Raw genomic sequence first — 22,572 nt, 5'->3', positions numbered from 1 at the left:
GATGGCTCAGAACACACGCACCGTTCCGGTGGGCACGCCCACCGACGTCACGCAGAACCACGTCAAGGGCGGCATCGGCGAGTCCACGCTCCGCCCGGACGGCACCCTCAAGGTCACCGGCGAGTTCGCGTACTCCTCGGACATGTGGCACGAGGACATGCTGTGGGGCCAGATCCTGCGCTCCACGGTCGCGCACGCCGAGATCGTGTCCATCGACACGACCGAGGCCCTCACGATGGACGGCGTCTACGCCGTCCTGACCCACGAGGACCTGCCGGCCGCGAAGAACTACGGCATGGAGTTCCAGGACACCCCGGTCCTCGCCTACGGCAAGGTCCGTCACCACGGTGAGCCGGTCGCCCTCGTGGCCGCCGACCACCCGGAGACCGCCCGCCGCGCCGCCGCGAAGATCAAGATCGAGTACCGGGAGCTCCCGGTCATCACGGACGAGGCCTCGGCCACCGCTCCGGACGCGATCCTGGTCCACGAGAACCGCGACGACCACCACTCCGGTCACGTCCCGCACCCGAACATCGTGCACCGCCAGCCGATCATCCGCGGCAACGCGACCGAGGCCGCCAAGCGGGCCGACGTCATCGTCAGCGGCGAGTACACCTTCGGCATGCAGGACCAGGCCTTCCTCGGCCCCGAGTCCGGCCTCGCCGTTCCGGCCGAGGACGGCGGCGTCGACCTGTACGTCGCCACCCAGTGGCTGCACTCGGACCTCAAGCAGATCGCCCCCTGCCTCGGCCTGCCCGAGGAGAAGGTCCGGATGACGATGTCCGGCGTCGGCGGCGCGTTCGGCGGCCGCGAGGACATCTCCATGCAGATCCTCGCGTCCATCCTCGCGCTGCGCACCGGCAAGCCGGTCAAGATGGTCTACAACCGCTACGAGTCCTTCTTCGGGCACGTCCACCGGCACCCGGCGAAGCTCTGGTACGAGCACGGCGCCACCAAGGACGGCAAGCTCACGCACATGAAGTGCAAGATCGTGCTCGACGGCGGCGCCTACGCCTCGTCCACGGCATCGGTCGTCGGCAACGCCTCGTCCCTCTCGGTCGGCCCGTACGTCATCGAGGACGTCGAGATCGAGGCGATCGGCCTCTACACCAACAACCCGCCCTGCGGCGCGATGCGCGGCTTCGGCGCGGTCCAGGCCTGCTTCGCGTACGAGGCCCAGATGGACAAGCTCGCGGCGAAGCTGGGCATGGACCCGGTGGAACTGCGCCAGCTCAACGCCATGGAGCAGGGCACGATCATGCCGACCGGCCAGGTCGTGGACTCGCCGGCCCCGGTCGCCGAGCTCCTGCGCCGGGTCAAGGCCCGCCCGCTGCCGCCGGAGCGCCAGTGGGAGACCGCCGGCGAGGGCGCGGACGTCCGCGCGCTGCCGGGCGGCCTGTCCAACACCACGCACGGTGAGAGCGTCGTGCGGGGCGTCGGCTACGCCGTCGGCATCAAGAACGTCGGCTTCTCCGAGGGCTTCGACGACTACTCGACCGCCAAGATCCGCATGGAGGTCATCAACGGCGAGGCCGTCGCCACGGTCCACACCGCGATGGCGGAGGTCGGCCAGGGCGGTGTCACCATCCACGCGCAGATCGCCCGCACCGAGCTCGGCGTCCAGCAGGTCACCATCCACCCCGCCGACACCCAGGTGGGCTCGGCCGGTTCGACCTCCGCGGGCCGTCAGACGTACATGACCGGCGGCGCCATCAAGAACTCCTGCGGGATCGTCCGCGAGAAGGTCCTGGAGATCGGCCGGCGCAAGTTCGGTTCGTACCACCCGGCGTGGGCCAACGCCGAACTCCTCCTGGAGGGCGGCAAGGTCGTCACCGACGGCGGCGAGGCCCTCGCCACCATCGCGGACGTCCTGGAGGGCCAGGCCGTGGAGGTCGAGGAGGAGTGGCGGCACCGCCCCACCCAGGCCTTCGACCTCGTCACCGGCCAGGGCGACGGTCACGTCCAGTACGCCTTCGCCGCGCACCGCGCGGTGGTGGAGGTCGACACCGAGCTCGGCCTGGTCAAGGTCATCGAACTGGCCTGTGCCCAGGACGTCGGCAAGGCGCTCAACCCGCTCTCCGTCGTCGGCCAGATCCAGGGTGGCACCACCCAGGGCCTGGGCGTCGCGGTGATGGAGGAGATCATCGTCGACCCGAAGACCGCGAAGGTGCGCAACCCCTCCTTCACGGACTACCTGATTCCGACCATCCTCGACACGCCGACCATCCCGGTCGACTACCTCGAACTGGCCGACCCCAACGCGCCGTACGGCGTGCGGGGCATCGGCGAGGCCCCGACCCTGTCGTCCACCCCGGCCGTCCTCGCGGCCATCCGGGCCGCGACGGGCCTGGAGCTCAACAAGACGCCGGTCCGCCCCGAGGCGCTCACCGGCACCCTGTAGGACTCTCCGGGCGGTCCGTGCCTCCCCAGGAACGTCACACTTCCCCGCCCGTACCGCCCGGAGTAACCCCAGCAGTACCCGCAGTAATAGCACCACCCAGCAGTACCAGCACCATCAGCAGTACCGCGGAAAACCAGAAGGTACCCAGCAGTACCGCAGTGCCGATCCATTCCGTTCGCCTCGGGCCGTCCCCCGGGTCGTGCAGCCCACGCATCATCCCAAATCCCGCATTCTTCACCAGATCAGAAGTCCTTCGAAGTCTGACGCGGGTGCCCCTTTGAACCTTGGGAGTAGGCCCCATGACCCAGTCGTCTGTGGAGCCCAAGACCGCTTCGGAGGACGCGGGCTCCGGCTCGAACGTCCCCGCCGGCCGCTCTTGGCTCGACCGGTACTTTCACATCTCGGAGAGAGGATCCACCGTCGCGACGGAGATCCGCGGCGGCGTCACCACCTTCATGGCGATGGCGTACATTCTCCTGCTCAACCCCCTGATCCTCGGCGGCAAGGATGTGGACGGCAACGTCCTCAGCCAGCCCGCACTCATCACCGCGACCGCGCTCGCCGCCGCCGTGACCACCCTGCTGATGGGCTTCTGGGGCAAGGTCCCGCTCGCCCTGGCAGCCGGTCTCAGTGTCTCCGGCGTGCTGTCCTCGCAGGTCATCGCCGTCATGACCTGGCCGCAGGCCATGGCCATGTGTGTGGCCTACGGTGTGGTGATCTGTCTCCTGGTGGTCACCGGCCTCCGTGAGATGATCATGAACGCGATCCCGCTGGCGATCAAGCACGCGATCACCATCGGCATCGGTCTCTTCATCGCACTGATCGGCTTCGTCAAGGCGGGCTTCGTCCACGAGAACCCCTCTCCCGGTGGTGGCCCGGTCGTCCTCGGCCCGGCCGGTGAGCTGGCCGGCTGGCCGGTCCTCATCTTCGCCTTCACCCTGCTGCTGATCTTCGCGCTCCAGGCCCGCAACGTGCCCGGCGCGATCCTCATCGGCATCGTGGCCGGCACGATCATCGCCGCCGTCGTCAACGCCGTCGGCGACCTGCCGGCCAAGGCCTGGTTCGCCGGCCCGCCGGAGCTCAACGGCAGCGCGGTCTCCACGCCGGACTTCTCGCTCATCGGCGAAGTGTCCTTCAGCGGCTGGGGTGACGTCGGCTACATCACGATCACCATGATCATCTTCACTCTGGTGCTCGCCGGCTTCTTCGACGCCATGGCCACGATCATCGGCGTCGGCTCCGAGGCCAAGCTCGCCGACTCCCAGGGCCGGATGCCCGGCCTCTCCAAGGCGCTGTTCATCGACGGTGCCGGCGGTGTCATCGGCGGCGGCGTCGGCGGCTCCGGCCAGACCGTCTTCGTCGAGTCGGCCACCGGCGTCGGCGAGGGTGCCCGTACGGGTCTGTCCTCCGTCGTCACCGGCGCGTTCTTCGCGGCCTGCCTCTTCTTCACCCCGATCACCGCGATCGTCCCGGCCGAGGTGGCCTCCGCCGCCCTGGTCGTCATCGGCGCGATGATGATGCAGAACGCCAAGCACGTCGACTGGAGCGACCGCTCCGTCGCGATCCCGGTGTTCCTCACCGTGGTCCTGATGCCCTTCACGTACACCATCACCACGGGTGTCGCGGCCGGCGTCATCTCCTACACCGTCATCAAGACGGCGCAGGGCAAGGCACGCGAAGTGGGCGCCTTCATGTGGGGCCTGACCGCGATCTTCATCGTGTTCTTCGCGATCCATCCGCTCGAGAGCTGGCTGGGCGTCAACTGACGCCCTTACCGTCGCCCTCCACACACATATCGAGGAGTTCGAGATGCTGGACATCGCCGAAGAGCTGCACCGGTGGGTCGAGCAGGGACGCGAGTTCGCCGTCGCCACCGTCGTGGCGGTCGGCGGGAGCGCGCCCCGGCAGCCGGGCGCCGCGCTCGCCGTCGACAGCGACGGCACGGCGATCGGCTCGGTCTCCGGCGGGTGTGTGGAGGGTGCCGTATACGACCTCTGCCAGCAGGCACTCGAAGACGGGAAGACCGTCGTCGAGCGCTTCGGCTACAGCGACGAGGACGCCTTCGCGGTCGGTCTGACCTGCGGCGGCATCATCGACATACTCGTCACCCCGGTCCGCGGCGGGGTCTTCCCCGCCGCCCTGGCCGCCGCCGTCACGGGGGAGGCGGCAGCCCTGGCCCGGATCGTCTCCGGCCCCGAGGACCTCATGGGCCGGGCCCTCCTGGTCCGCCCCGACGGCTCGTACGAGGGGACGCTCGGCGGCCACCCCGAGCTGGACCGCACCGCGGCGGGCGAGGCCCGCGCGATGCTCGACGCGGGCCGCACCGGCACGGTGGAGATCGGCGAGGACGGCAGCCGCTGCGGACAGCCGCTGACCCTGCTCGTCGAGTCCTCGGTCCCGGCGCCCCGCATGATCGTCTTCGGCGCCATCGACTTCGCCGCCGCCCTCGTCCGGGTCGGCAAGTTCCTCGGCTACCACGTCACCGTGTGCGACGCGCGGCCCGTCTTCGCGACGCCGGCCCGCTTCCCGGAGGCCGACGAGATCGTCGTCGAATGGCCCCACCGCTACCTGGAGTCCACCGAGGTGGACGGCCGTACGGTGCTCTGCGTCCTGACGCACGACGCCAAGTTCGACGTGCCGCTGCTCCACGCGGCCCTCAAGCTTCCCGTCGCCTACATCGGCGCGATGGGCTCCCGCCGTACCCACGAGGACCGCAACAAGCGCCTCCGTGAGGTAGGCGTCACCGAGATCGAGCTCGCCCGCCTGCGTTCCCCGATCGGCCTCGACCTCGGGGCCCGTACGCCCGAGGAGACGGCTCTGTCGATCGGCGCGGAAATCGTCGCCAACCGCCGCGGCGGCACGGGCCTCTCCCTCACGGGCGCCCACACCCCGATCCACCACGACGGCCCCCGCGAGCCGGCGGGGCGCATAGGCTCCGTCGCCTAGCCGGTCGAGTACGGGACAGACCGGTTCCCGAGCCGGCCGGACGACCACCCGCTGCTCGGCCACCGGCGGACGACCTCGGCGGCGACGAGTCCTTCCCCGCGTCCGGCGCCGCCGGACGCGGCCGTGGGCGGCGCACGCTCAGTGCGCCGCCCTGTCCCGTACGGTCGACGCCCAGGCCGGCTGTTCCTCGGCGGTCTCCGCCTCGGCCCGCCGCCCGCCCCGGCCGAAGAAGTCCGCGAGCGGCAGGATCGCCGCGCCGACCGTGACCGCGTCGGGGCCGAGCGTGCCCATGGCGATGCCGACCCGGGCCGCCGGGTACGCGAGCGCGTACTCGCTCGCGTACCCCTTGACCGTCTCCAGGAACCGGGCGCCGAGCTGGAGGCCCGCCCAGCCGCCGACCAGGATGCGCTCGGGCTGGAAGAGGTTGATGAGGTCGGCGAATCCGGCGCCCAGGTACTCGGCGGTCTCCTCCAGGACGGCGACCGCGGTGGCGTCGGGCTCCGCCCCCGCCTCCGCCGGGTACGCCGCCGCCAGCATCGCCGTCAGCGCCGTCTCCTCGTCCGCGCCCGCCGGGGGCACTCCACCTGCCTCCCGCCACCGCTCCAGGAGGGCTTCGGCTCCGGCGTACGCCTCCAGGCAGCCCTGGGCGCCGCAGCGGCAGCGCCGCCCCCGGACCCGTACCGTCAGATGACCCCACTCGATCGCCCGGCCCGGCCCCATCGGGTCGGTGACCACGCACGCGCCGACGCCCGAGCCGAAGAGGACCACCACCGCGCTGCGCGCGCCCCGCCCGGCGCCGAACCACATCTCGGCCTGGCCGAGGGTCTTGGCACCGTTGTCGATCCAGTACGGCACGGTGGCCGGCAGGTCCACGCTCTCGCGCAGGAGCCGCTCCAGGGGGACCGCGTCCCAGCCGATCGTCTGGCCGTGCACGACCGCCCCGTCCTCGGCGGTGCGCGCCACGATGCCCGGCACGCCGACGCCGACCCCGAGCAGCCGCTCGGCGGGCACGTCCGCGATCCGCAGCACCTCCGCGATGGCCTCCCGGACGTGCCCGACGACGACCCCGACCTCGTACCGGTCGTGGGGGTTCGGACTGTCGATGGCCAACGGGCGTTCGGTGCGGGCGAGTTCGGTGAGGGTGAGGTCGAACAGCTCGATCCGGACCCGGGTCTCGCCGACATCGACGCCGATCATGCAGCCGCTGTCCGGGGTGATCCGGAGCAGGGTACGGGGGCGCCCGCCGGCCGAGTCGACGCTGCCCGCCTCCTCGACCAGGCCCTCCGCGACGAGCTCGGCGACCACGTTGCTGATGGAGCCGGAGCTGAGACCGGTCGCGGGGCCGAGCGAGAAGCGGCTCAGCGGCCCGTCGAAGTAGAGGCGTTGAAGGACGGCGGTGCGGTTCTCGCGTCGTAGGTCACGCACGGTGCGGCCGTTCCGCATGGTCACTTGGGCCCCCAGGTGAAGTAGTCCTGAGCGCAACATACCTCTGCGGGACCCTCGGCGCGTTCTTCTCTTGAGGTTTAACTCATATCCTGAAATAAGCCGGGGAGGGCTTCAGGACCTGAACGCGGGAGGCTTCGTCCAGGTCCAGGTCCAGGTCCAGGTCCACGTCCACGTCGACACCCGGCCGAGGATCGTGAAGGGCGAGCGGGCGGCGGTACGCGGATCTCGTCCCCGCCCGCCGCACGCTACCCGCCCAGCAGCGTCCGGAGGTGGTCGCAGGCCGCCGCCTCCGTGGGGTGCGTGGCGACCGGCTCGTACGCGCCCCGCTCGTACACTCCGGTCTCCCAGCCGCCACCGCCCGGCTCCGTCCGCAGATAGACGAAGTCGGGCGGGGTGGGCGCCGGCTCGTGGACGCCCTCGATCCAGTAGTACGTCTCGGGCACTCCGGCCTCCCGGAGTGCCCGTTCCAGCGCCCGGCGGTCGGTGCCGCCGGTGCGGTCCGCGCGGTCTGTCACGCGGGTACGCGGACCAGATAGCCGTTGTCGAGCAGCCACTTGACGCTGAGGCGCTGGCCCTCGCCCGGGTTCAGGAACGCCGGGTCCAGCTTGATCTGGCGGCCGCCGCCCGGCTGCTCGAACCAGGGCGCGATGGAGCCCTCCCAGACCACGAACGCCCGCGTCACCTCGTACAGGTGATAGTCGCAGGGGAAGGCCGCGTCCCGGGTGTTGAGGTTCTGCGGGGGCAGTGCGCGCTTGGCGTAGGCGTCACCGGCCGGGGCCAGGTAGGAGCCGAACTCCGAGCCGAAGCGGTCCAGGCGCTCGCCCTCCTGGAGCAGCTCCGGCGCCTTGTCGACGGTTCCGTTGACCTCGCCGAAGCCGTCGTTCGGCGGGTACTTCCAGCTGCCGGTGTCGGCCGGACCCTCCCAGTACTTCTTGAGGAAGTCGGCGGACGAGAGCTTCCCCGTCCGGTGGTAGCGGTTGAGCAGCGGACCCACCGGCTCCTGCCACTTCTTCGGCAGGAACTTCGGGCCGAGCCGCTTGTCGCCCTGGAACTCCCCGGTGCACTGGGCGGGGGGTGCGGCGACGGGCTTCTCGGCCGGCGCGGCCTGCGCCGCCGGGGCGGCGGTGAGGGCGGCGGTGACGCCCAAGGTGGCGAGGACGGCACGGATCCTGAAGGCGGTACGGCTGCGCTCCACGCGGAGGTCTCCCTGGAAGAGGGGTGTTCGATGGCGCGGCATACAGTAGTGGATCAGCTGCGTGGAGTGACCGTACGTGGGGACGGAAATCGGCCATTCGTACCGCGGGGGCCTCAGGCCCTGCGCAGACCGCTGAGGAGCAGCTCGGCCAGCTGTTCGTACGCCTCGGCGTCGGCGAGACCGGTCGCCGCCGCCACCTGGCGGCGCTGGATGCGCACCATCACCGAGGAGATGACGTCGGCCGCGAAGGTCACGTGCACCTCGCGGAAGACACCCGCGCGGACGCCCTCCTCGATGAGCTGCTGGACCCGGCCGGCCGCCGCGCGCGTGTTCCGCTCGTAGACCTCGGCCGCCGGTTCGAACGCGGCCACGTCGTCGAAGAACTGCGGCGAGACCGGCGCCAGCTCGGCCGAAACCGCCCGCAGATAGGCGGCGAGCCGCTCGGCGGGATCGGTCGCGGCGGCGAGGACCGCCTCGACCCGGGCCGTGGCGCGCCGGAAGAAGTGCACGACCGCCGCCCGGACCAGCTGCTCCTTGCTGCCGGCCAGGCCGTACAGGGTCCGCTTCGAGCAGCGGAGGCGGGCGGCGAGGTCGTCGAGCGTCAGCCGGGCGAAGCCCTCACCGACGAGGAGGGCGACGAGCTCCTCGAAGAGGGCGGAGCGGCGCGCCGCACCGCGGCCCGTCAGCTTCGGGGCGTCGGCGGCTGAGGTCTCGATCACGCGGCCAGTATTCCAGGCCGACGTTCCGGGGGGTTACGGCCACACCCTTCTGCGCTACGCTAACCGGTACTGCAGTACCTGCCCCAGTACCACTTTGCGCGCCGATGGAGACGCCATGGATGTCGACCGCCTGCTTCCCACCCCCGAGGCAGCGGACCTCATCGCCCTCACCCGGGAGATCGCCGACAAGGAGCTCTCTCCGCGGGTGGACGAGTACGAGGCCACCGAGACCTATCCCGAAGGACTCTTCACGACCCTCGGCGAGGCCGGGCTCCTCGGCCTGCCGTACCCGGAGGAGTACGGCGGCGGTGGCCAGCCGTACGAGGTCTACCTGCAGGTCCTGGAGGAGCTGGCCGCGCGCTGGGCGGCCGTCGCCGTCGCCACCAGCGTCCACACCCTCGCCTGCCACCCGCTCCACACCTTCGGCACCGCCGGGCAGAAGGAGCGGTGGCTGCCCGAGATGCTGGAGGGCCGCACCATCGGCGGCTACAGCCTCTCCGAGCCGCAGGCCGGCTCCGACGCGGCCGCCCTCGCCTGCAAGGCCGAGCGGCAGGACGACGGCAGCGGGTACCGGATCACCGGCACCAAGGCGTGGATCACCCACGGCGGCAAGGCCGACTTCTACGCCCTCTTCGCCCGGACCGCGCCGGGCAGCCACGGCATCTCCTGCTTCCTCGCCCCCGGCGCCACCGAAGGACTCAGCTTCGGCTCCCCCGAGCGCAAGATGGGCCTCCAGGCCGTCCCCACCACCTCCGCCTACTGGGACGGTGCGCTCCTCGACGCCGACCGGCTCATAGGGGACGAGGGCCAGGGTCTGCAGATCGCCTTCAGCGCGCTCGACAGCGGCCGCCTCGGCATCGCCGCCTGCGCCACCGGCCTCGCCCAGGCCGCCCTCGACGCCGCCGTGGCGTACGCCAACGAGCGCACCACCTTCGGCCGGCGGATCATCGACCACCAGGGTCTCGGCTTCCTCCTCGCCGACATGGCCGCCGCCGTCGACGCGGCCCGCGCCACCTACCTGGACGCGGCCCGCCGCCGCGACCTCGGCCGCCCCTTCAGCCGCCAGGCCAGCGCGGCCAAGCTCATCGCCACGGACACGGCCATGAAGGTCACGACGGACGCCGTCCAGGTCCTCGGCGGCTACGGCTACACCCGCGACTTCCCGGTCGAGCGCTACATGCGCGAAGCGAAGATCACCCAGATCTTCGAGGGCACCAACCAGATCCAGCGCCTGGTCATCAGCCGGGGGCTCGTCGCCTAGCCGCCTCCGTCTGCCGCCGTCACTCCGGGGGCGCGGCGGTCACGGTGGAGGCCTGGTGCAGGCCGACCAGCGTGCGCAGGGCGGGCGGCAGCCAGTCCGACGGATCCTCCCCGTCGGTGTCGCCGATCCTGCGCAGGATCTCGGTGGGGGAGGGACGGCCCGCCGGATCATGGCTGAGACAGGCGGTCGCCACGGCGGCGAGGTCGGCGGGCAGCAGCCGCGAAGCGCCGTCGAGGACCGTGCCCCCGACGGCCGAGGCCGCCCCGCCCGCATGGCACAGCACCATGCCGAACGCGTAGGTGTCGACGGCGGCGGTCGGCGGACCGCCCGCCATCTGCTCCGGAGCCAGGAACCCGCGCGTACCGATGACGAAATCGGTGCGGGTGAGCGCGGTCGCGTCCGCGCCCCGCGCGATGCCGAAGTCGATCACGCGGGGGCCCTCGGCCGCGATGAGGATGTTGCCGGGCTTGAGGTCCCGGTGGACGATGCCGCACGCGTGGATGGCCTCAAGGGCCTCGGCCACACCGAGCGCCGGCGCCCGCAGGGTGGCCGCGGGCAGCGGGCCGTGGACGTCCAGGACCTGCTGGGCCGCGTTGATCTCCTCGCCGGAGGTCAGGGTCCGCTCCAGGTCCATGCCGCCGATGATGTTGCGCAGGGTGGTGATGGTGAGCTGCTCGATCGCCTGGATGTAGCTGGCGACCTCGTAGGTCGCGGCCCTGACGTCGGTCACCTGGTAGTAGACGACCGTGTCGATGTGCACCCCCGAACGCCGAGTCTTTCAGAACTGCCCTGTACGGCACAGGTGTCGGCGTCTCAGGAGGGCCGCGATCCCCGTCAGACCGTGGCGGACCGCGTGGTCCAGGGCCGTCTGCCCGTGGGGGTCCGGGAGTTCGGGGTCGGCGCCCGCCGCCAGGAGGAGGGCGACGACGTCCTGGTGGTCACGGCCGCCCGTGCCGAGGATCACGGCCTCCAGGAGGGCCGTCCAGCCCAGCCGGTTGACGTGGTCGACGTCGATGGCCGTCTCGGTCAGGACGGCGCGGACGTAGGCCACATGGCCCCGCTCGGCCGCCGGGATCAGGGCCGTACCGCCGTACCGGTTGGTCAGCGTCAGGTCGGGGCCCGCCGCGAGCAGGGTCCGCATCATCGTGACGCCGCCCGTGACGCCGGTGACCAGCCAGGGGCTGTCGCACCGGTCGTCCTGGGCGTTCGGGTCGGCGCCCGCGGCGAGGAGGACCCGCGCGGCGGCGACGTGGTCGCGCCGAGCGGCGTGCAGCAGCGGAGTGCGGCGGCGCCGGTCGCGGGCGTCGACCCTGGCGCCCGCGGCGAGGGCCGTGCGGACGGCGACGGTGTCACCGTGCGTGGCGGCCGCCAGGAGGGTGTCGTCGATCGCGTTCATGGCGGTGTTCCTCGGGCGCGGGCGGGGGGTCGGTTACTTGCCGAGGGCGGCGACGCCGGCCTGGGCGAACTTCTCGTCGAGGTCGCCCGAGGGGGCGCCGGCGACACCGATGCCCGCGATGGGCGCGCCCTTGGCGGTCACCGGGGCACCACCGGCGAGGAAGAGGGTGCCGGGGATGTCCTTCAGGTTCGGGGCCTGGGCGAGGCGGCCGGCGAGGACGGAGGTCGGGGCGTTCCAGGAGACGGCGGTGTACGCCTTCTTCTCGGCCGACTCGTAGGACTGCGGGCCCGCGCCGTCGCCGCGGAGGGTGACGATGGTGTTGCCGTTGCGGTCGACGACGGCGACGGAGACGCGCTGGTTCTCCTTCTCGGCGGCGTCGAGGGTCGCCTGCGCGGCCTTCGTTGCGGCCTCGATCGTCAGGTGCGTGGAGCGGGTGGTGTTCTTGTTCTCGGCGTCCGCCTTGGCGACCGCGGCGGCGGGGGCGGCCGCCGTGTTCTCACCGGTGGCGCTGGCGGAGTAGGCCCCGAAGCCACCGAGGGCGAGCGCGGCGACGATCGCGCCACCGGTCACGACACGGGTGCGCGAGGTCTTCTTCACGTGCTTCATGGGGTCTGCTCCAGTGAACTCGGTGGACTGCGGGGGCCGTCGGTGCTCCGTGGCCCGCTTCCCTTCCATCCTGGAGCCGTCCCCCCGCGTCGCCGGTCGTCGTCCCGGCTGTCTCCGGCGCCCGCAACGGTGGACCCCGGGGTCATCCGATCGGTTGACCCTCCTGGCCTTCCGGGGGCAGGACGCCTCCCTGGCCCTCGTCCCAACGCGCCGCCAGCTCGGTGAACGCGCGCGTGGCCGCGCTCCGGTAGTCGGCCGCCCGCCGGAGGAGGGTGACGCCCCGGGGCGGCAGGGCGGGGGAGAGCGGTACGGGGGTCAGATGCGGGTGGTCCCGGGTGACGGCGTCGGGCAGCACGGTGGCCAGGGCGGTGCGGCGGACGATCTCGGTGAGCGCGCTGACGGCGTTGGCCTCCACCGCGATCCGCGGCCGGAGGCCGTGCTCGGAGACGTACGCGTCGACGTGCCGACGGGTGGCGAAGTCCTGGCTGAGCAGGGCGAGGTGACGGTGATTCAGCTCTTCGGCCGGTACGGGTTCGGTCCGGCCGGCGAAGGGGTGGCCGGGGCCCACGACGAGGCCGAGGGTCTCGGTGAAGAGCGCGGTGTCCTCGATGCCCGGCAGGTGGTCGCCCTGGAAGGCGATCCCGAGATCGAGGCGGTCGGCGAGGAGTTCGGCCTCGATGCGGTCCTGGGTCGACTCCCGTACCTCCACGGTGATGCCCGGATGCCGGGTGTGGAAGGCGGCGACCAGTGGACCCGTGAGGTACGTGAAGGTGGGGGTCGCGGCGAGCCGGAGCCGGCCACGGGAGAGGTCGTGCACGTCGAGCACCGCCCGCTCGCCCGCCGCCAGGTCCTGGAGCGCGCGCCGGGCGTAGCCCGCGTAGGCCTCCCCGGCGTCGGTGAGGCGCACGGTGCGGCCGCCGCGGTCCAGGAGCAGCACCCCGAGGGCCTTCTCCAGCTGCTTGATCTGCTGGGAGAGCGTGGGCTGGGCGATCCGGAGCTCCTCGGCGGCCCGGGTGAAGTTGGCGTGCTCGGCGACGGCGAGCAGATAGCGGAGATGACGGAGTTCCGGCTGCATGGCATCGAGTGTAGAGCCAGATATAGATGTCATCTATGGCAGAGATCGATACTGGGTCTTGGACGCTATACACCCTGGTCGTGCAGGGTGAGGGCATGCCTCATCTCGCCGAGGGAATCGCCCGCTTCCAGCGGGAGGTCTTCCCTGCCAAGGCCGGCCTCTTCGCCCGCCTCGCCACCGCCCACCGGCCCGGGACGCTGTTCATCGGCTGCTCGGACGCCCGGGTCGTCCCCGAACTCATCACCCAGACCGACCCCGGTGAACTCTTCGTCATCCGCACCGCCGGAAACCTCGTCCCCGCCCACACCCCGGACGGCGACGGAGTGGCCGCCGGGGTCGAGTACGCCGTCACCGTCCTCGGCGTACGGGACGTCATCGTCTGCGGGCACTCCGCCTGTGGCGCCATGACCGCGCTCGCCGAGCGCCGCGACCTCAGGGGCGCGCCCGCCGTCGCCGCCTGGCTGCGGCACGCCGACGCCTCGCTCGCCCGTACCGCCGCCGGGCGGGCGGGGGACGTGGCCGCCCTGGTACGGGAGAACGTCGCCGTGCAGCTGGCGAACCTGGCCACCCATCCCTCGGTGGCCCGCGCCCTCGCCGAGGGGGACGTACGGCTGCACGGCTGGGTCTTCGACATCGCCGACGGCACCGTCGAGGAGCTGCCCGGGGTCGTCCCCCACGCCGCCTGAGCCCCCCCCACAACCCCCGAACCCCCCGAAAGTCCCCCGAAAGCCCCACCCCCTCCCTGGAAGGACGTACCTCTCGTGGTGCACGCCCAGTTCGACCCCACCGCCCGTCACGCGCTCGCCGTCGCCGCCGTCGAGGCCAAGACCGTCAAGGACCTGAGCTGGCGGCAGATCGCCGACGCCGCCGGTCTCTCCGTCGCCTTCACCACCGCCGCCGTCCTCGGCCAGCACGCCCTGCCCGAGCCGTCCGCGAGGGCCGTCGCCGAGCTCCTCGGCCTCGACGAGGACGCGGTGCGCCTGCTGCGGACGATCCCCACCCGGGGCTCCATCGACGGCGGCATCCCGACCGACCCGACGATCTACCGCTTCCACGAGATGCTCCAGGTGTACGGGACCACGCTGAAGGCCCTGGTCCACGAGGAGTTCGGGGACGGCATCATCTCCGCGATCAACTTCACGCTGGACGTGAAGAAGGTCGCCGACCCCGAGGGCGGGGAGCGCGCGGTCATCACGCTCGACGGCAAGTACCTGCCGACCAGGCCCTTCTGACCGGGACCCGCCGAAGCGGCACCTCACCGGTCGTGCCGACGCGCTCCCGGGCGGGCCTCCTGGTTCCGCTTCCGGGGGCGCGGCCTGCGGTTCTATGGTGGGCGGCGCAGATCGCGCGGACCGCGCGGTCCTCCGCGGGCACGCGCCCGATCCGGCGGCCAACCCGGCGGCAGGGTCGCACCCGCACGACACGAACGAGGAGTTCCATGGACATCGCCGGCTCCGCCGCTCTCGTCACCGGTGCCGCTTCCGGTCTCGGCGCCGCCACCGCCGCGGCGCTCGCCGCCCGGGGCGCCACCGTCTACGGACTCGACCTGGACAAGGCCGTGGCCGCCGCCGGGCCGCTGCCCGAGGGCGTCCGGCTGCTCGCGGCCGACGTCACCGACGAGCAGCAGGTCCGCGAGGCCCTCGCCGCGATCGACGCCGACGGCGCCGAGCTGCGGCTCGCCGTGAACTGCGCGGGCATCGCTCCCTCCGCCCGCATCCTGGGCCGCAAGGGACCGCACGACCTCGACCTGTTCCGGGCCGTGGTCAACGTCAACCTGATCGGTACGTTCAACGTGATGCGGCTCGCCGCCGAGGCCATCGCCCGGCACGAGCCCGACGAGCACGGACAGCGCGGTCTCGTCGTCAACACCGCCTCCATCGCCGCCTTCGAGGGCCAGGTCGGCCAGATCGCCTACGCCGCGTCCAAGGCGGGCGTCGCGGGCATGACCGTCACCGCCGCCCGCGACCTGGCGCAGTTCGGCGTCCGGGTCGTCACCATCGCCCCCGGCATCGTCGACACCCCGATGATGGCCGGGTTCGGGGAGGACGTGAGGGCCGGTCTGGCCGCGAGCGTCACCTTCCCGCAGCGCCTCGCGCGCCCGGAGGAGTACGCCCGCCTGGTGACGATGATCGCCGAGCACGACTACCTCAACGGCGAGACGATCCGGATGGACGGCGCGCTCCGGATGACCGCCCGCTGAGCGTGCCCGCGGGCCGGCGTCCGACCGTGCCCGCGGCCCGGCGGCCGAGCGCCCGCTGAGCCTCCGTACCCTCTGGGTAGCACTGGGTGCCGGATTCGTCCGGCACCTAGTGCCGCGTCGAGGTCGTCCGGGTGTTAGGTTCGGGCCATGGGAACAGCGTCGACGAACTCCACGAAGCCCGCGATGCGGGACTCCCTCATCGCCGCGGCCTTCCAGCTCTTTCTGGAGCGGGGCTACGAGCAGACCACGGTCGACGACATCGTCACCCTCGCGGGCGTCGGCCGGCGGTCCTTCTTCCGGTACTTCCCGTCGAAGGAGGACGTGGTCTTCCCCGACCACGAGCAGTGCCTCGCCGACATGACCCGCTTCCTCGCGGCGAGCGCCGACTCCGACGACCCGATGGTCCGGGTCTGCGGCGCAGCCCGGCTCGTCATGCGGATGTACGCCGAGAACCCGACCTTCTCCGTGCAGCGCTACCGGCTCACCCGCGAGGTGACCGGACTGCGCACGTACGAACTCTCGGTCGTCTGGCGCTACGAGAAGACCCTCGGTGACTATCTGCGCACCCGCTGGGCCGACCGCAGGGACGGCACCCTGCGTGCCAACGTGGCCGCGGCGGCCGTGGTCGCCGCCCACAACCACGCCCTGCGGCACTGGCTGCGCTCGGGCGGCGAGGGCGACCCGCTGGCGGAGGTCGACAGTGCCCTGGAGTTCGTGCGCGCCACCTGGAGCCCCGACGCGGTCGTGGACGCGCCGGCCGAGGAGACCGAGGACGTCGTCGTGGTGATCACCAAGCGGTCCACCCCCATGTGGCGCGTGGTGCGCGAGGTGGAATCGAGCCTCGGCGAGAGCTGAGAGGAACCGCCGGTGGGCCGGTGATCGACGCAGGGGATCTCAGTATCTCTAATTGAGGGAACTCAGGTCTTTATTTGATGGCACTCAGTGCCATATCTTTGCTCCATGCACGGTCGAGCCGCCGAGTGCAAGGAGAAGGCATCGTGTTCCACACGGGACTGAGGAGCGGGACCGCCGTCCAGGCCGCCGAGGAGGCGGGCCCCGACGCCGAGCTCTACTTCCAGCGCTGCCGCTGGTGCTGCAACACGACATTCCAGCGACTGCTCTGTCCGACCTGCGGGTCGACCGATCTCAACCCCGAACTCAGCGAGGGCGAGGGCGTGATCTCCGTACGGCGCGGGGTCGCCGCCGCCGATGCCGACCTCTGGCCGGTGTACATGTCGGAGGGCTTCACCGTCCGCTGCCGGGTCGACGGGCCGCTGCACGCGGTGCGCCCCGGCGTCCGGGTCAAGGTCTCCTCGGGGGTCGGCGTGACCGGTCGCAGGCCGGTCGTCCGGCTCTGTGAGGAGGTCCCCCTCGACGGGTGGATCTGATCCGCCGGATCCGGTTCGGAAGAAACGAGAAGGGGCGGGTGGTGGCACAGAGTGCCACCACCCGCCCCTTCTGCGTCATCGACGCGGACGGGTCAGCGGGCGCCGATCTCGTCCGTCAGCTGCGGCAGCACCTCGAAGAGGTCGCCGACCACGCCGTAGTCCACCAGGTCGAAGATCGGGGCCTCGGGGTCCTTGTTGACCGCGACGATCGTCTTCGACGTCTGCATGCCCGCCCGGTGCTGGATCGCGCCGGAGATGCCCGCCGCGACGTACAGCTGCGGCGAGACCTGCTTGCCGGTCTGGCCGACCTGGTTGGAGTGCGGGTACCAGCCGGCGTCCACGGCGGCGCGGGAGGCGCCGACGGCCGCGCCGAGCGAGTCGGCCAGCTTCTCGACGACCGCGAAGCCCTCGGCCGCGCCGACACCACGGCCGCCGGAGACCACGATCGCGGACTCGGTCAGCTCGGGGCGGCCGGTGGAGACGCGCGGGGTGCGCGCGACGACCTTGGCGGCGTTGCCGGTGAAGGCGACGGTGACGTCCTCGACCGTACCGGCGGCCGAAGAGGCCTCCGGGGCGGCGGAGTTCGGCTTGACGGTGATGACCGGCACGCCGTGGGTGACCGTCGAGCGCACCTGGTACGAGGCGGCGAAGACGGACTGGGTGGCGACCGGGCCGTTCTCGCCGGCCTCCAGCTCGACGGCGTCGGTGATCAGACCGGAGCCGAGGCGGAGCGCGACACGGGCCGCGATCTCCTTGCCCTCGCCGGAGGAGGTCACCAGGACGGCGGCGGCCCCCTTCTCCTTGGCGAGCTGGGTGAGCGCGTCGACCTTCGGCACGACCAGCTGCTCGGTGAACTCGGCGCCGTCCGCGACGTACACGGTCGCCGCGCCGTACTCGCCGGCGGTGGCGGCGATCGAGGCCGCGGCCTCGCCGGCGCCGAGCACGACCGCCGAGGGCTCGCCGATGCGGCGGGCCAGGGTCAGCAGTTCGAGGGCCGGCTTGCGGACCGCACCGTCGGCGTGGTCCACGAGAACCAGGATCTCAGCCATGATTCGTTGCTCCTGTGTGGGTGTCAGGCTGACGGTCGGTCAGATGAACTTCTGGGTGGCGAGGAAGGCGGCGAGCTGCTTGCCGCCGTCGCCCTCGTCCGTGACGATCGTGCCCTGCGTACGGGCAGGGCGGGCGGCCACGGCGTCGACCAGGGTCCAGGCCCCGGCGAGGCCCACCTCGTCGGCGTCGATGTCCAGGTCGTCCAGGTCCAGCTCCTGGACCGGCTTCTTCTTGGCGGCCATGATCCCCTTGAAGGAGGGGTAACGGGCCTCGCCCGACTGGTCGGTGACCGAGGCGATCGCCGGCAGCGGGGCCTCCAGGAGCTCGGTGGCGGCGTCGCCGTCACGGCGGCCCTTCACGACACCGTCCTCGACGGAGAGCTCCGAGAGCAGGGTGACCTGCGGCAGGCTCAGGCGCTCGGCGAGCAGCGCGGGCAGCACGCCCATGGTGCCGTCGGTCGAGGCCATGCCGCAGACGACCAGGTCGAAGCCGGTCTTCTCCAGGGCCTTGGCCAGGATCGCGGAGGTCGCGATGACGTCGGAGCCGTGGATGTCCTCGTCGTTGACGTGGACGGCCTTGTCGGCGCCCATCGACAGCGCCTTGCGCAGCGCGTCCTTGGCGTCGTCCGGGCCCACGGTCACGACGGTGACCTCGGCGTCGTCGGACTCCTCCGAGATGCGCAGGGCCTGCTCGACGGCGTACTCGTCGAGCTCCGACAGCAGGCCGTCGACCTCGTCGCGGTCGACGGTCAGGTCGTCGGCGAAACCGCGGTCGCCGGTCGCGTCGGGTACGTACTTCACACAGACAGCGATCCTCAGGGTCACGGCCTGGCTCCTTTCAAGTGACAGACGATTACGGGAGGTTGCGGGCCATGACGATGCGCTGGACCTGGTTGGTGCCCTCGTAGATCTGGGTGATCTTGGCGTCGCGCATCATGCGCTCGACGGGGTAGTCGCGGGTGTAGCCGTAGCCGCCGAGGAGCTGGACGGCGTCGGTGGTGACCTCCATGGCGACGTCGGAGGCGAAGCACTTGGCGGCGGCGCCGAAGAAGGTGAGGTCTTCCTTGTCGCCGCCGGCGGACACGCGCTCGCTCTTGGCGGCGGCGGCGTAGGTGAGCTGGCGGGCGGCTTCGAGCTTCATGGCCATGTCGGCGAGCATGAACTGGACGCCCTGGAAGTCGGCGATGGGCTTGCCGAACTGCTTGCGCTCGGTGACGTAGCCCTTGGCGTAGTCGAGGGCGCCCTGGGCGATGCCGATGGCCTGGGCGGCGATGGTGATGCGGGTGTGGTCGAGGGTCTTCATCGCGGTGGCGAAGCCGGTGCCCTCGGCGCCGATCATGCGGTCGGCGGGGATGCGGACGTTGTCGAGGTAGACCTCGCGGGTCGGGGAGCCCTTGATGCCGAGCTTCTTCTCCGGGGCGCCGAAGGACACGCCCTCGTCGGACTTCTCCACGACGAAGGCGCTGATGCCCTTGGAGCGCTTGTCGGGGTCGGTGACGGCCATCACCGTGTAGTACTCCGAGACGCCGGCGTTGGTGATCCACCGCTTGACGCCGTTGAGGACCCAGAAGTCCCCGTCCCGGACGGCACGCGTCTTCATGCCGGCGGCATCCGAACCTGCATCGGGCTCGGACAGGGCGTAGGAGAACATCGCGTCGCCCTTGGCCAGCGGGCCGAGGTACTTGTGCTTGAGCTCCTCGGAGCCGGACAGGATCACCGGCAGCGAGCCCAGCTTGTTGACCGCGGGGATCAGGGAGGAGCTGCCGCACGCGCGGGCGACCTCCTCGATCACGATCACCGTGGCCAGGGCGTCGGCGCCCGCGCCGCCGTAGGCCTCGGGGACGTGCACCGCGTGCAGGTCGTTGGCGACCAGCGCGTCCAGGGCCTCCTGCGGGAAGCGGCCCTCCTCGTCCACCGCGGCGGCGAACGGCACGATCTTCGCCTCCGCGAGCGCACGCACCGACTCCCGGAGCATGTCGTGCTCCTCGGAGGGCCGATACAGGTCGAAGTCCTTGCCCATGATGTGGAGCTCCCCTAGACGCTTGTGGCACTGAGTACCCTCAGGAAAACACACTCAGTGCCATGATGCCAGAGCGCCCCGACGCTGATCTGCGTCGGGGCGCTCTGGGGACCGGTTGGTCGGTTTTCCTAACCAGGAGTGTCCGCGAGGTTTCCTTCTCCCCTCTGGAGTTGCCGCAGGTCGTACTCGGCGGCCAGTCGTCGTGCGCGTTCCTCGGTCATCTCGATCGTGGTCAGCAGGGCCGGAGTGCAGATCGTCGGCAGCACGTGCCGGAGCAGCACCAGAACGCGGTAGGTGAGATCATTGCGATCGCACAGGATCTGGGACATCGTCTGGATGCCCGCGAAGGCGCCCGAGAACAGTTCGGCCGTGTCCGTCACGTTGACATGGACGAGGAGCTCCCCGCGGGCCTTCGCGACCGTGAGGACCTCCGAGACCTGATCGATCCAGGCCCGGAACGGAGCCGCCCGGTCGACCCCCGTGGCGCCGCTGTCGAGGGCCAGCGCGACACTCGCGCGCACCAGCGCGTCACGCTGCAGCCGATGGGCGAGGAGGAAGCCCTGGTCCACCAGCTCCTGGAGCTTCACGGGCTGCGGCGTCAGGGGTTCGTCGAGCATCTGGGCGGCGAGCACGCCGAGGGCCACATCTTCCTTGGAAGCAAAGTGGAAATACAGAGCCCCCTTGGTCACCCCGGCGCGCACCAAGATCTCCCCGATGGTCGTGCGCTCGTAGCCACGCTCCGCGAAGACGGCCGCGGCCGACTCCAGGATCGCCCGCCGGGTTCGGATTGCACGCGCTTGCTGCGCCAAGGCGCCTCCTGCTGTATCGCTGACTGTGCTCGACGTGTGACGTGAAGCATTGAAAAGAAAACCGCGCTGTACGTATTCTATGGCGGGCGGGTTTGCCGCCCAGGGGTGCGCGGGAACGCGAGGGGGAACCATGGATCAGAACTGCCGCGGAGCGACGACGGACGTCCCCGGGGAGTTCGTCCACCGAGCGGACCCCGCCGACATCTTTCCCACCGGCTGGACGCAGCGGGGAGAGAACCGATTCTCCGTCTCTGCTCACTGGCCCGCCTCACATCCCTTCTTCTCTCCCGTGGCAGGGGACCGGCACGACCCCGTTCTGGTGGCCGAGACGATACGCCAGGCCACCATGCTCGTCGCTCACGCGGAACTGGGGGTACCCGTGGACGACCAGTTCGTCATGTGGGACCTCCATTTCACCGCCGACCCCGCGGCGCTGGCCGTCAACGGCCTTCCCTCGGACGTCACCGTCGACATCCACTTCCCCGAGCTCGGCGCCCGCCGCGGCCGCGCCAGGAACCTGCCCACCGTCGTGCGGCTCACCCGGGGCGGACGCCCGCTCGCCACCGGTGGCGGCCTCGCCGGATACACCTCGGCCGCGGCCTACCGTCGGCTCCGGGGCGACCGGATGGCGGCGCTCGGCAGACCCGTCCCCCTGGTCCAGGGGGTCGCTCCGCACCTGGTCGGCCGCCGTCGACCGCAGGACGTCGTCCTCGGTCCGGGTACCCGGACGGGCCAGTGGCGGTTGAGGGTCGACACCGACCACTCCATACTCTTCCGGCGCCAGAACGATCACGCACCCGGGATGATGCTCCTCGAAGCCGCCCGGCAGGCCGCGACGATGACGGCCGGCGGCGCAGTGTTCATGCCCACCGCCGTGAACGTCTCCTTCGAGCGCTACGCCGAACTCGACAGCCCCTGCTGGATCGAGGCCGAGGTCGTGCCCACCACCGACCGCTCGACGACCGTCGTCCGGGTCACGGGCCGGCAGCGGGGCCTGTCGGTCTTCGTGTGTACGCTCGCTTCCCCGTCCCCGGCACTCGCGGTGGCCGGAGCCGGCCTCGACGGCCGGCTGGCAGGCTGAACCGGAGCGGAACGATGGGCCCTCGCATTCTGATCACCGGCGCGACCGGATTCATCGGCGCCCGGGTGGCGGCGACGGCGGCGTCGGCGAAGGAACCCACGCACGTACGCCTGCTCGTCCGTCGACCGGAGGACCTCCCGGGCGAGCTCTCGTCGCCGGGGACGGAGACCGTCCGGGGCGACCTCAGGGACCCCGAATCGCTCCGTCGCGCCTGCGCGGGGACCGACGTCCTGATCCACTGCGCGTCGGCGGTCGGCGGCGACGAGGAACTGGCCCGCGCGGTCAATGACGAGGGCACCCGCGCCCTGGTCGACGCGGCCGCCGCCGCCGGGGTGACCCGGATCGTCTCGCTGAGCACCGCGTCCGTCCACGGCCGCGGCCCCTTCCGGGCCGCCGCACCCGGCACCCTGCCGCTCGCCCCGGGCTCGGCCACCAGCCGCACCCGGGCGGCGGGCGACCGGCACGTCATGGACGCCGGCGGGACCGTCCTGCGACCCCATCTCGTGTACGGCACCGGTGACCGGCAGCTGATCCCCGGCCTGGTCCGGCTCCTCGCCGCCCTGCCGGGCCCCCTCGACGGCGGGACCTCGCTGCACTCCCTGATCGACGTCGACAGCCTGGCGGGCGCCCTGCTCGGCGCGGCGCTCTCGCCGGCGACCGAGCCGGGGCCGTACTACGTCCAGCACCCCGATCCGGTCCCGGTCGGGGAGCTGCTCGCGGCAGGCGAGGAGCTGCTCGGACGGCGGACCGGGAGGACCCGGGGGCCGGCGGTGGACGTCACCACCGCCCGTGCGCTGTTCGCCGGAGTCCCCTTCGCGCTGCACCACCTGGACATGCTCGCCACCGACCACTGGTTCGCGGACGACCGCCCCTGGCGGGAGCTGGGCCGCGACCCGGGGCCGGGTTTCACCGCGGGGTTCGCGGACCACGTCCCGTGGTACCGCGGTCTCCTCGAACGTTCCTGAACAGAAGGTAGGCAC

23 protein-coding genes are annotated in these 22,572 nt (G+C 71.6%); 11 read left to right on the top strand and 12 right to left on the bottom strand.

Annotated features, from left to right (window positions below; all coding sequences use genetic code 11):
- Position 1: 1 nt before the first annotated feature.
- The 3 genes from pucD to OG259_RS09995 all read left to right on the top strand — a co-directional run bounded on the left by pucD (position 2) and on the right by OG259_RS09995 (position 5,347).
- Positions 2-2,401 (top strand): xanthine dehydrogenase subunit D, encoded by a 2,400-nt coding sequence (pucD, locus tag OG259_RS10005; protein ID WP_328941948.1) that lies wholly within the window; start codon positions 2-4, stop codon positions 2,399-2,401.
- 299 nt (positions 2,402-2,700) lie between these two features.
- On the top strand, positions 2,701-4,167 hold the full coding sequence (locus OG259_RS10000) for an NCS2 family permease (protein WP_328941947.1): 1,467 nt from the start codon (positions 2,701-2,703) through the stop codon (positions 4,165-4,167).
- Between the two features lie 43 nt (positions 4,168-4,210).
- Entirely contained in the window at positions 4,211-5,347 is a 1,137-nt protein-coding gene (locus OG259_RS09995; protein WP_328941946.1) for an XdhC/CoxI family protein, read from the top strand.
- 138 nt (positions 5,348-5,485) lie between these two features.
- Here OG259_RS09995 and OG259_RS09990 read toward each other — a convergent pair whose 3' ends face one another.
- The 4 genes from OG259_RS09990 to OG259_RS09975 all read right to left on the bottom strand — a co-directional run bounded on the left by OG259_RS09990 (position 5,486) and on the right by OG259_RS09975 (position 8,707).
- Positions 5,486-6,832: an ROK family protein gene (locus OG259_RS09990; RefSeq protein ID WP_443051941.1), complete on the bottom strand. Its 1,347-nt coding sequence runs from the start codon at positions 6,830-6,832 to the stop codon at positions 5,486-5,488.
- Positions 6,833-7,038: 206 nt separating this feature from the next.
- Entirely contained in the window at positions 7,039-7,308 is a 270-nt protein-coding gene (locus OG259_RS09985) for a hypothetical protein (RefSeq protein ID WP_328941944.1), read from the bottom strand.
- Positions 7,305-7,988, bottom strand: a complete 684-nt coding sequence (locus tag OG259_RS09980) for a TNT domain-containing protein (RefSeq protein ID WP_328941943.1) — start codon at positions 7,986-7,988, stop codon at positions 7,305-7,307. The genes OG259_RS09985 and OG259_RS09980 overlap by 4 nt, the downstream gene beginning before the upstream one ends.
- A gap of 113 nt (positions 7,989-8,101) precedes the next feature.
- Positions 8,102-8,707 (bottom strand): TetR/AcrR family transcriptional regulator, encoded by a 606-nt coding sequence (locus tag OG259_RS09975; RefSeq protein ID WP_189806881.1) that lies wholly within the window; start codon positions 8,705-8,707, stop codon positions 8,102-8,104.
- Between the two features lie 115 nt (positions 8,708-8,822).
- Between OG259_RS09975 and OG259_RS09970 the strand changes: the two genes are divergently transcribed.
- Positions 8,823-9,968, top strand: a complete 1,146-nt coding sequence (locus OG259_RS09970; protein ID WP_328941942.1) for an acyl-CoA dehydrogenase family protein — start codon at positions 8,823-8,825, stop codon at positions 9,966-9,968.
- Positions 9,969-9,987: 19 nt separating this feature from the next.
- On the opposite strand, the gene OG259_RS09965 is transcribed toward OG259_RS09970, so the two are convergent.
- The 4 genes from OG259_RS09965 to cynR all read right to left on the bottom strand — a co-directional run bounded on the left by OG259_RS09965 (position 9,988) and on the right by cynR (position 13,045).
- Complete coding sequence (locus OG259_RS09965; protein ID WP_328941941.1) at positions 9,988-10,728, bottom strand: protein kinase domain-containing protein; 741 nt, start codon at positions 10,726-10,728, stop codon at positions 9,988-9,990.
- Between the two features lie 18 nt (positions 10,729-10,746).
- Positions 10,747-11,364, bottom strand: a complete 618-nt coding sequence (locus OG259_RS09960; protein WP_328941940.1) for an ankyrin repeat domain-containing protein — start codon at positions 11,362-11,364, stop codon at positions 10,747-10,749.
- A gap of 33 nt (positions 11,365-11,397) precedes the next feature.
- On the bottom strand, positions 11,398-11,961 hold the full coding sequence (locus OG259_RS09955) for a GlcG/HbpS family heme-binding protein (RefSeq protein ID WP_328947040.1): 564 nt from the start codon (positions 11,959-11,961) through the stop codon (positions 11,398-11,400).
- A gap of 151 nt (positions 11,962-12,112) precedes the next feature.
- Entirely contained in the window at positions 12,113-13,045 is a 933-nt protein-coding gene (gene cynR, locus OG259_RS09950; RefSeq protein ID WP_328941939.1) for a transcriptional regulator CynR, read from the bottom strand.
- Between the two features lie 95 nt (positions 13,046-13,140).
- On the opposite strand from cynR, the gene OG259_RS09945 reads away from it, so the two are divergent.
- From OG259_RS09945 to OG259_RS09925, 5 genes are all read left to right on the top strand, one after another.
- Complete coding sequence (locus OG259_RS09945; protein WP_328941938.1) at positions 13,141-13,731, top strand: carbonic anhydrase; 591 nt, start codon at positions 13,141-13,143, stop codon at positions 13,729-13,731.
- Between the two features lie 75 nt (positions 13,732-13,806).
- Complete coding sequence (gene cynS, locus OG259_RS09940; RefSeq protein ID WP_328941937.1) at positions 13,807-14,277, top strand: cyanase; 471 nt, start codon at positions 13,807-13,809, stop codon at positions 14,275-14,277.
- Positions 14,278-14,483: 206 nt separating this feature from the next.
- The gene (locus OG259_RS09935) at positions 14,484-15,245 is read left to right on the top strand and encodes an SDR family NAD(P)-dependent oxidoreductase (protein WP_328941936.1); all 762 of its coding nucleotides are present in this window, start codon (positions 14,484-14,486) and stop codon (positions 15,243-15,245) included.
- Between the two features lie 147 nt (positions 15,246-15,392).
- On the top strand, positions 15,393-16,100 hold the full coding sequence (locus OG259_RS09930; protein WP_266898152.1) for a TetR family transcriptional regulator: 708 nt from the start codon (positions 15,393-15,395) through the stop codon (positions 16,098-16,100).
- A gap of 143 nt (positions 16,101-16,243) precedes the next feature.
- A complete protein-coding gene (locus tag OG259_RS09925; protein WP_328941935.1) occupies positions 16,244-16,633 on the top strand; it encodes a hypothetical protein in 390 nt (129 codons plus the stop codon).
- 92 nt (positions 16,634-16,725) lie between these two features.
- Here OG259_RS09925 and OG259_RS09920 read toward each other — a convergent pair whose 3' ends face one another.
- The 4 genes from OG259_RS09920 to OG259_RS09905 all read right to left on the bottom strand — a co-directional run bounded on the left by OG259_RS09920 (position 16,726) and on the right by OG259_RS09905 (position 20,511).
- A complete protein-coding gene (locus tag OG259_RS09920; RefSeq protein ID WP_328941934.1) occupies positions 16,726-17,682 on the bottom strand; it encodes an electron transfer flavoprotein subunit alpha/FixB family protein in 957 nt (318 codons plus the stop codon).
- Between the two features lie 39 nt (positions 17,683-17,721).
- Positions 17,722-18,507, bottom strand: a complete 786-nt coding sequence (locus tag OG259_RS09915) for an electron transfer flavoprotein subunit beta/FixA family protein (RefSeq protein ID WP_266898155.1) — start codon at positions 18,505-18,507, stop codon at positions 17,722-17,724.
- 28 nt (positions 18,508-18,535) lie between these two features.
- A complete protein-coding gene (locus OG259_RS09910) occupies positions 18,536-19,702 on the bottom strand; it encodes an acyl-CoA dehydrogenase family protein (RefSeq protein ID WP_328941933.1) in 1,167 nt (388 codons plus the stop codon).
- 128 nt (positions 19,703-19,830) lie between these two features.
- On the bottom strand, positions 19,831-20,511 hold the full coding sequence (locus OG259_RS09905) for a ScbR family autoregulator-binding transcription factor (protein ID WP_328941932.1): 681 nt from the start codon (positions 20,509-20,511) through the stop codon (positions 19,831-19,833).
- Between the two features lie 79 nt (positions 20,512-20,590).
- On the opposite strand from OG259_RS09905, the gene OG259_RS09900 reads away from it, so the two are divergent.
- Together OG259_RS09900 and OG259_RS09895 are read left to right on the top strand one after the other, a co-directional pair.
- Positions 20,591-21,592 carry a ScbA/BarX family gamma-butyrolactone biosynthesis protein gene (locus OG259_RS09900; protein ID WP_328941931.1) on the top strand — a complete coding sequence of 334 codons (1,002 nt, stop codon included), beginning with the start codon at positions 20,591-20,593 and terminating at the stop codon, positions 21,590-21,592.
- 14 nt (positions 21,593-21,606) lie between these two features.
- Positions 21,607-22,557, top strand: coding sequence for an NAD-dependent epimerase/dehydratase family protein (locus OG259_RS09895; protein ID WP_328941930.1), 951 nt, complete (start codon positions 21,607-21,609; stop codon positions 22,555-22,557).
- Positions 22,558-22,572: the final 15 nt, after the last annotated feature.

This window comes from Streptomyces sp. NBC_00250, assembly GCF_036192275.1.
GTDB lineage: Bacteria > Actinomycetota > Actinomycetes > Streptomycetales > Streptomycetaceae > Streptomyces.
Note: the sequence above shows the minus strand (reverse complement) of the source record. Positions and strands in the feature narration are given on the sequence as shown.

Coding starts and splice junctions, on each gene's coding strand:
- OG259_RS09995 (WP_328941946.1), top strand. CDS start 4,211: ATGCTGGACATCGCCGAAGAGCTGCACCGGTGGGTCGAGCAGGGACGC.
- OG259_RS09960 (WP_328941940.1), bottom strand. CDS start 11,364: ATGAACGCGATCGACGACACCCTCCTGGCGGCCGCCACGCACGGTGAC.
- OG259_RS09935 (WP_328941936.1), top strand. CDS start 14,484: ATGGACATCGCCGGCTCCGCCGCTCTCGTCACCGGTGCCGCTTCCGGT.
- OG259_RS09970 (WP_328941942.1), top strand. CDS start 8,823: ATGGATGTCGACCGCCTGCTTCCCACCCCCGAGGCAGCGGACCTCATC.
- OG259_RS09920 (WP_328941934.1), bottom strand. CDS start 17,682: ATGGCTGAGATCCTGGTTCTCGTGGACCACGCCGACGGTGCGGTCCGC.
- OG259_RS09895 (WP_328941930.1), top strand. CDS start 21,607: ATGGGCCCTCGCATTCTGATCACCGGCGCGACCGGATTCATCGGCGCC.
- OG259_RS09945 (WP_328941938.1), top strand. CDS start 13,141: ATGCCTCATCTCGCCGAGGGAATCGCCCGCTTCCAGCGGGAGGTCTTC.
- OG259_RS10000 (WP_328941947.1), top strand. CDS start 2,701: ATGACCCAGTCGTCTGTGGAGCCCAAGACCGCTTCGGAGGACGCGGGC.
- OG259_RS09990 (WP_443051941.1), bottom strand. CDS start 6,832: ATGTTGCGCTCAGGACTACTTCACCTGGGGGCCCAAGTGACCATGCGG.
- OG259_RS09930 (WP_266898152.1), top strand. CDS start 15,393: ATGGGAACAGCGTCGACGAACTCCACGAAGCCCGCGATGCGGGACTCC.
- pucD (WP_328941948.1), top strand. CDS start 2: ATGGCTCAGAACACACGCACCGTTCCGGTGGGCACGCCCACCGACGTC.
- OG259_RS09900 (WP_328941931.1), top strand. CDS start 20,591: ATGGCGGGCGGGTTTGCCGCCCAGGGGTGCGCGGGAACGCGAGGGGGA.
- cynR (WP_328941939.1), bottom strand. CDS start 13,045: ATGCAGCCGGAACTCCGTCATCTCCGCTATCTGCTCGCCGTCGCCGAG.
- OG259_RS09910 (WP_328941933.1), bottom strand. CDS start 19,702: ATGGGCAAGGACTTCGACCTGTATCGGCCCTCCGAGGAGCACGACATG.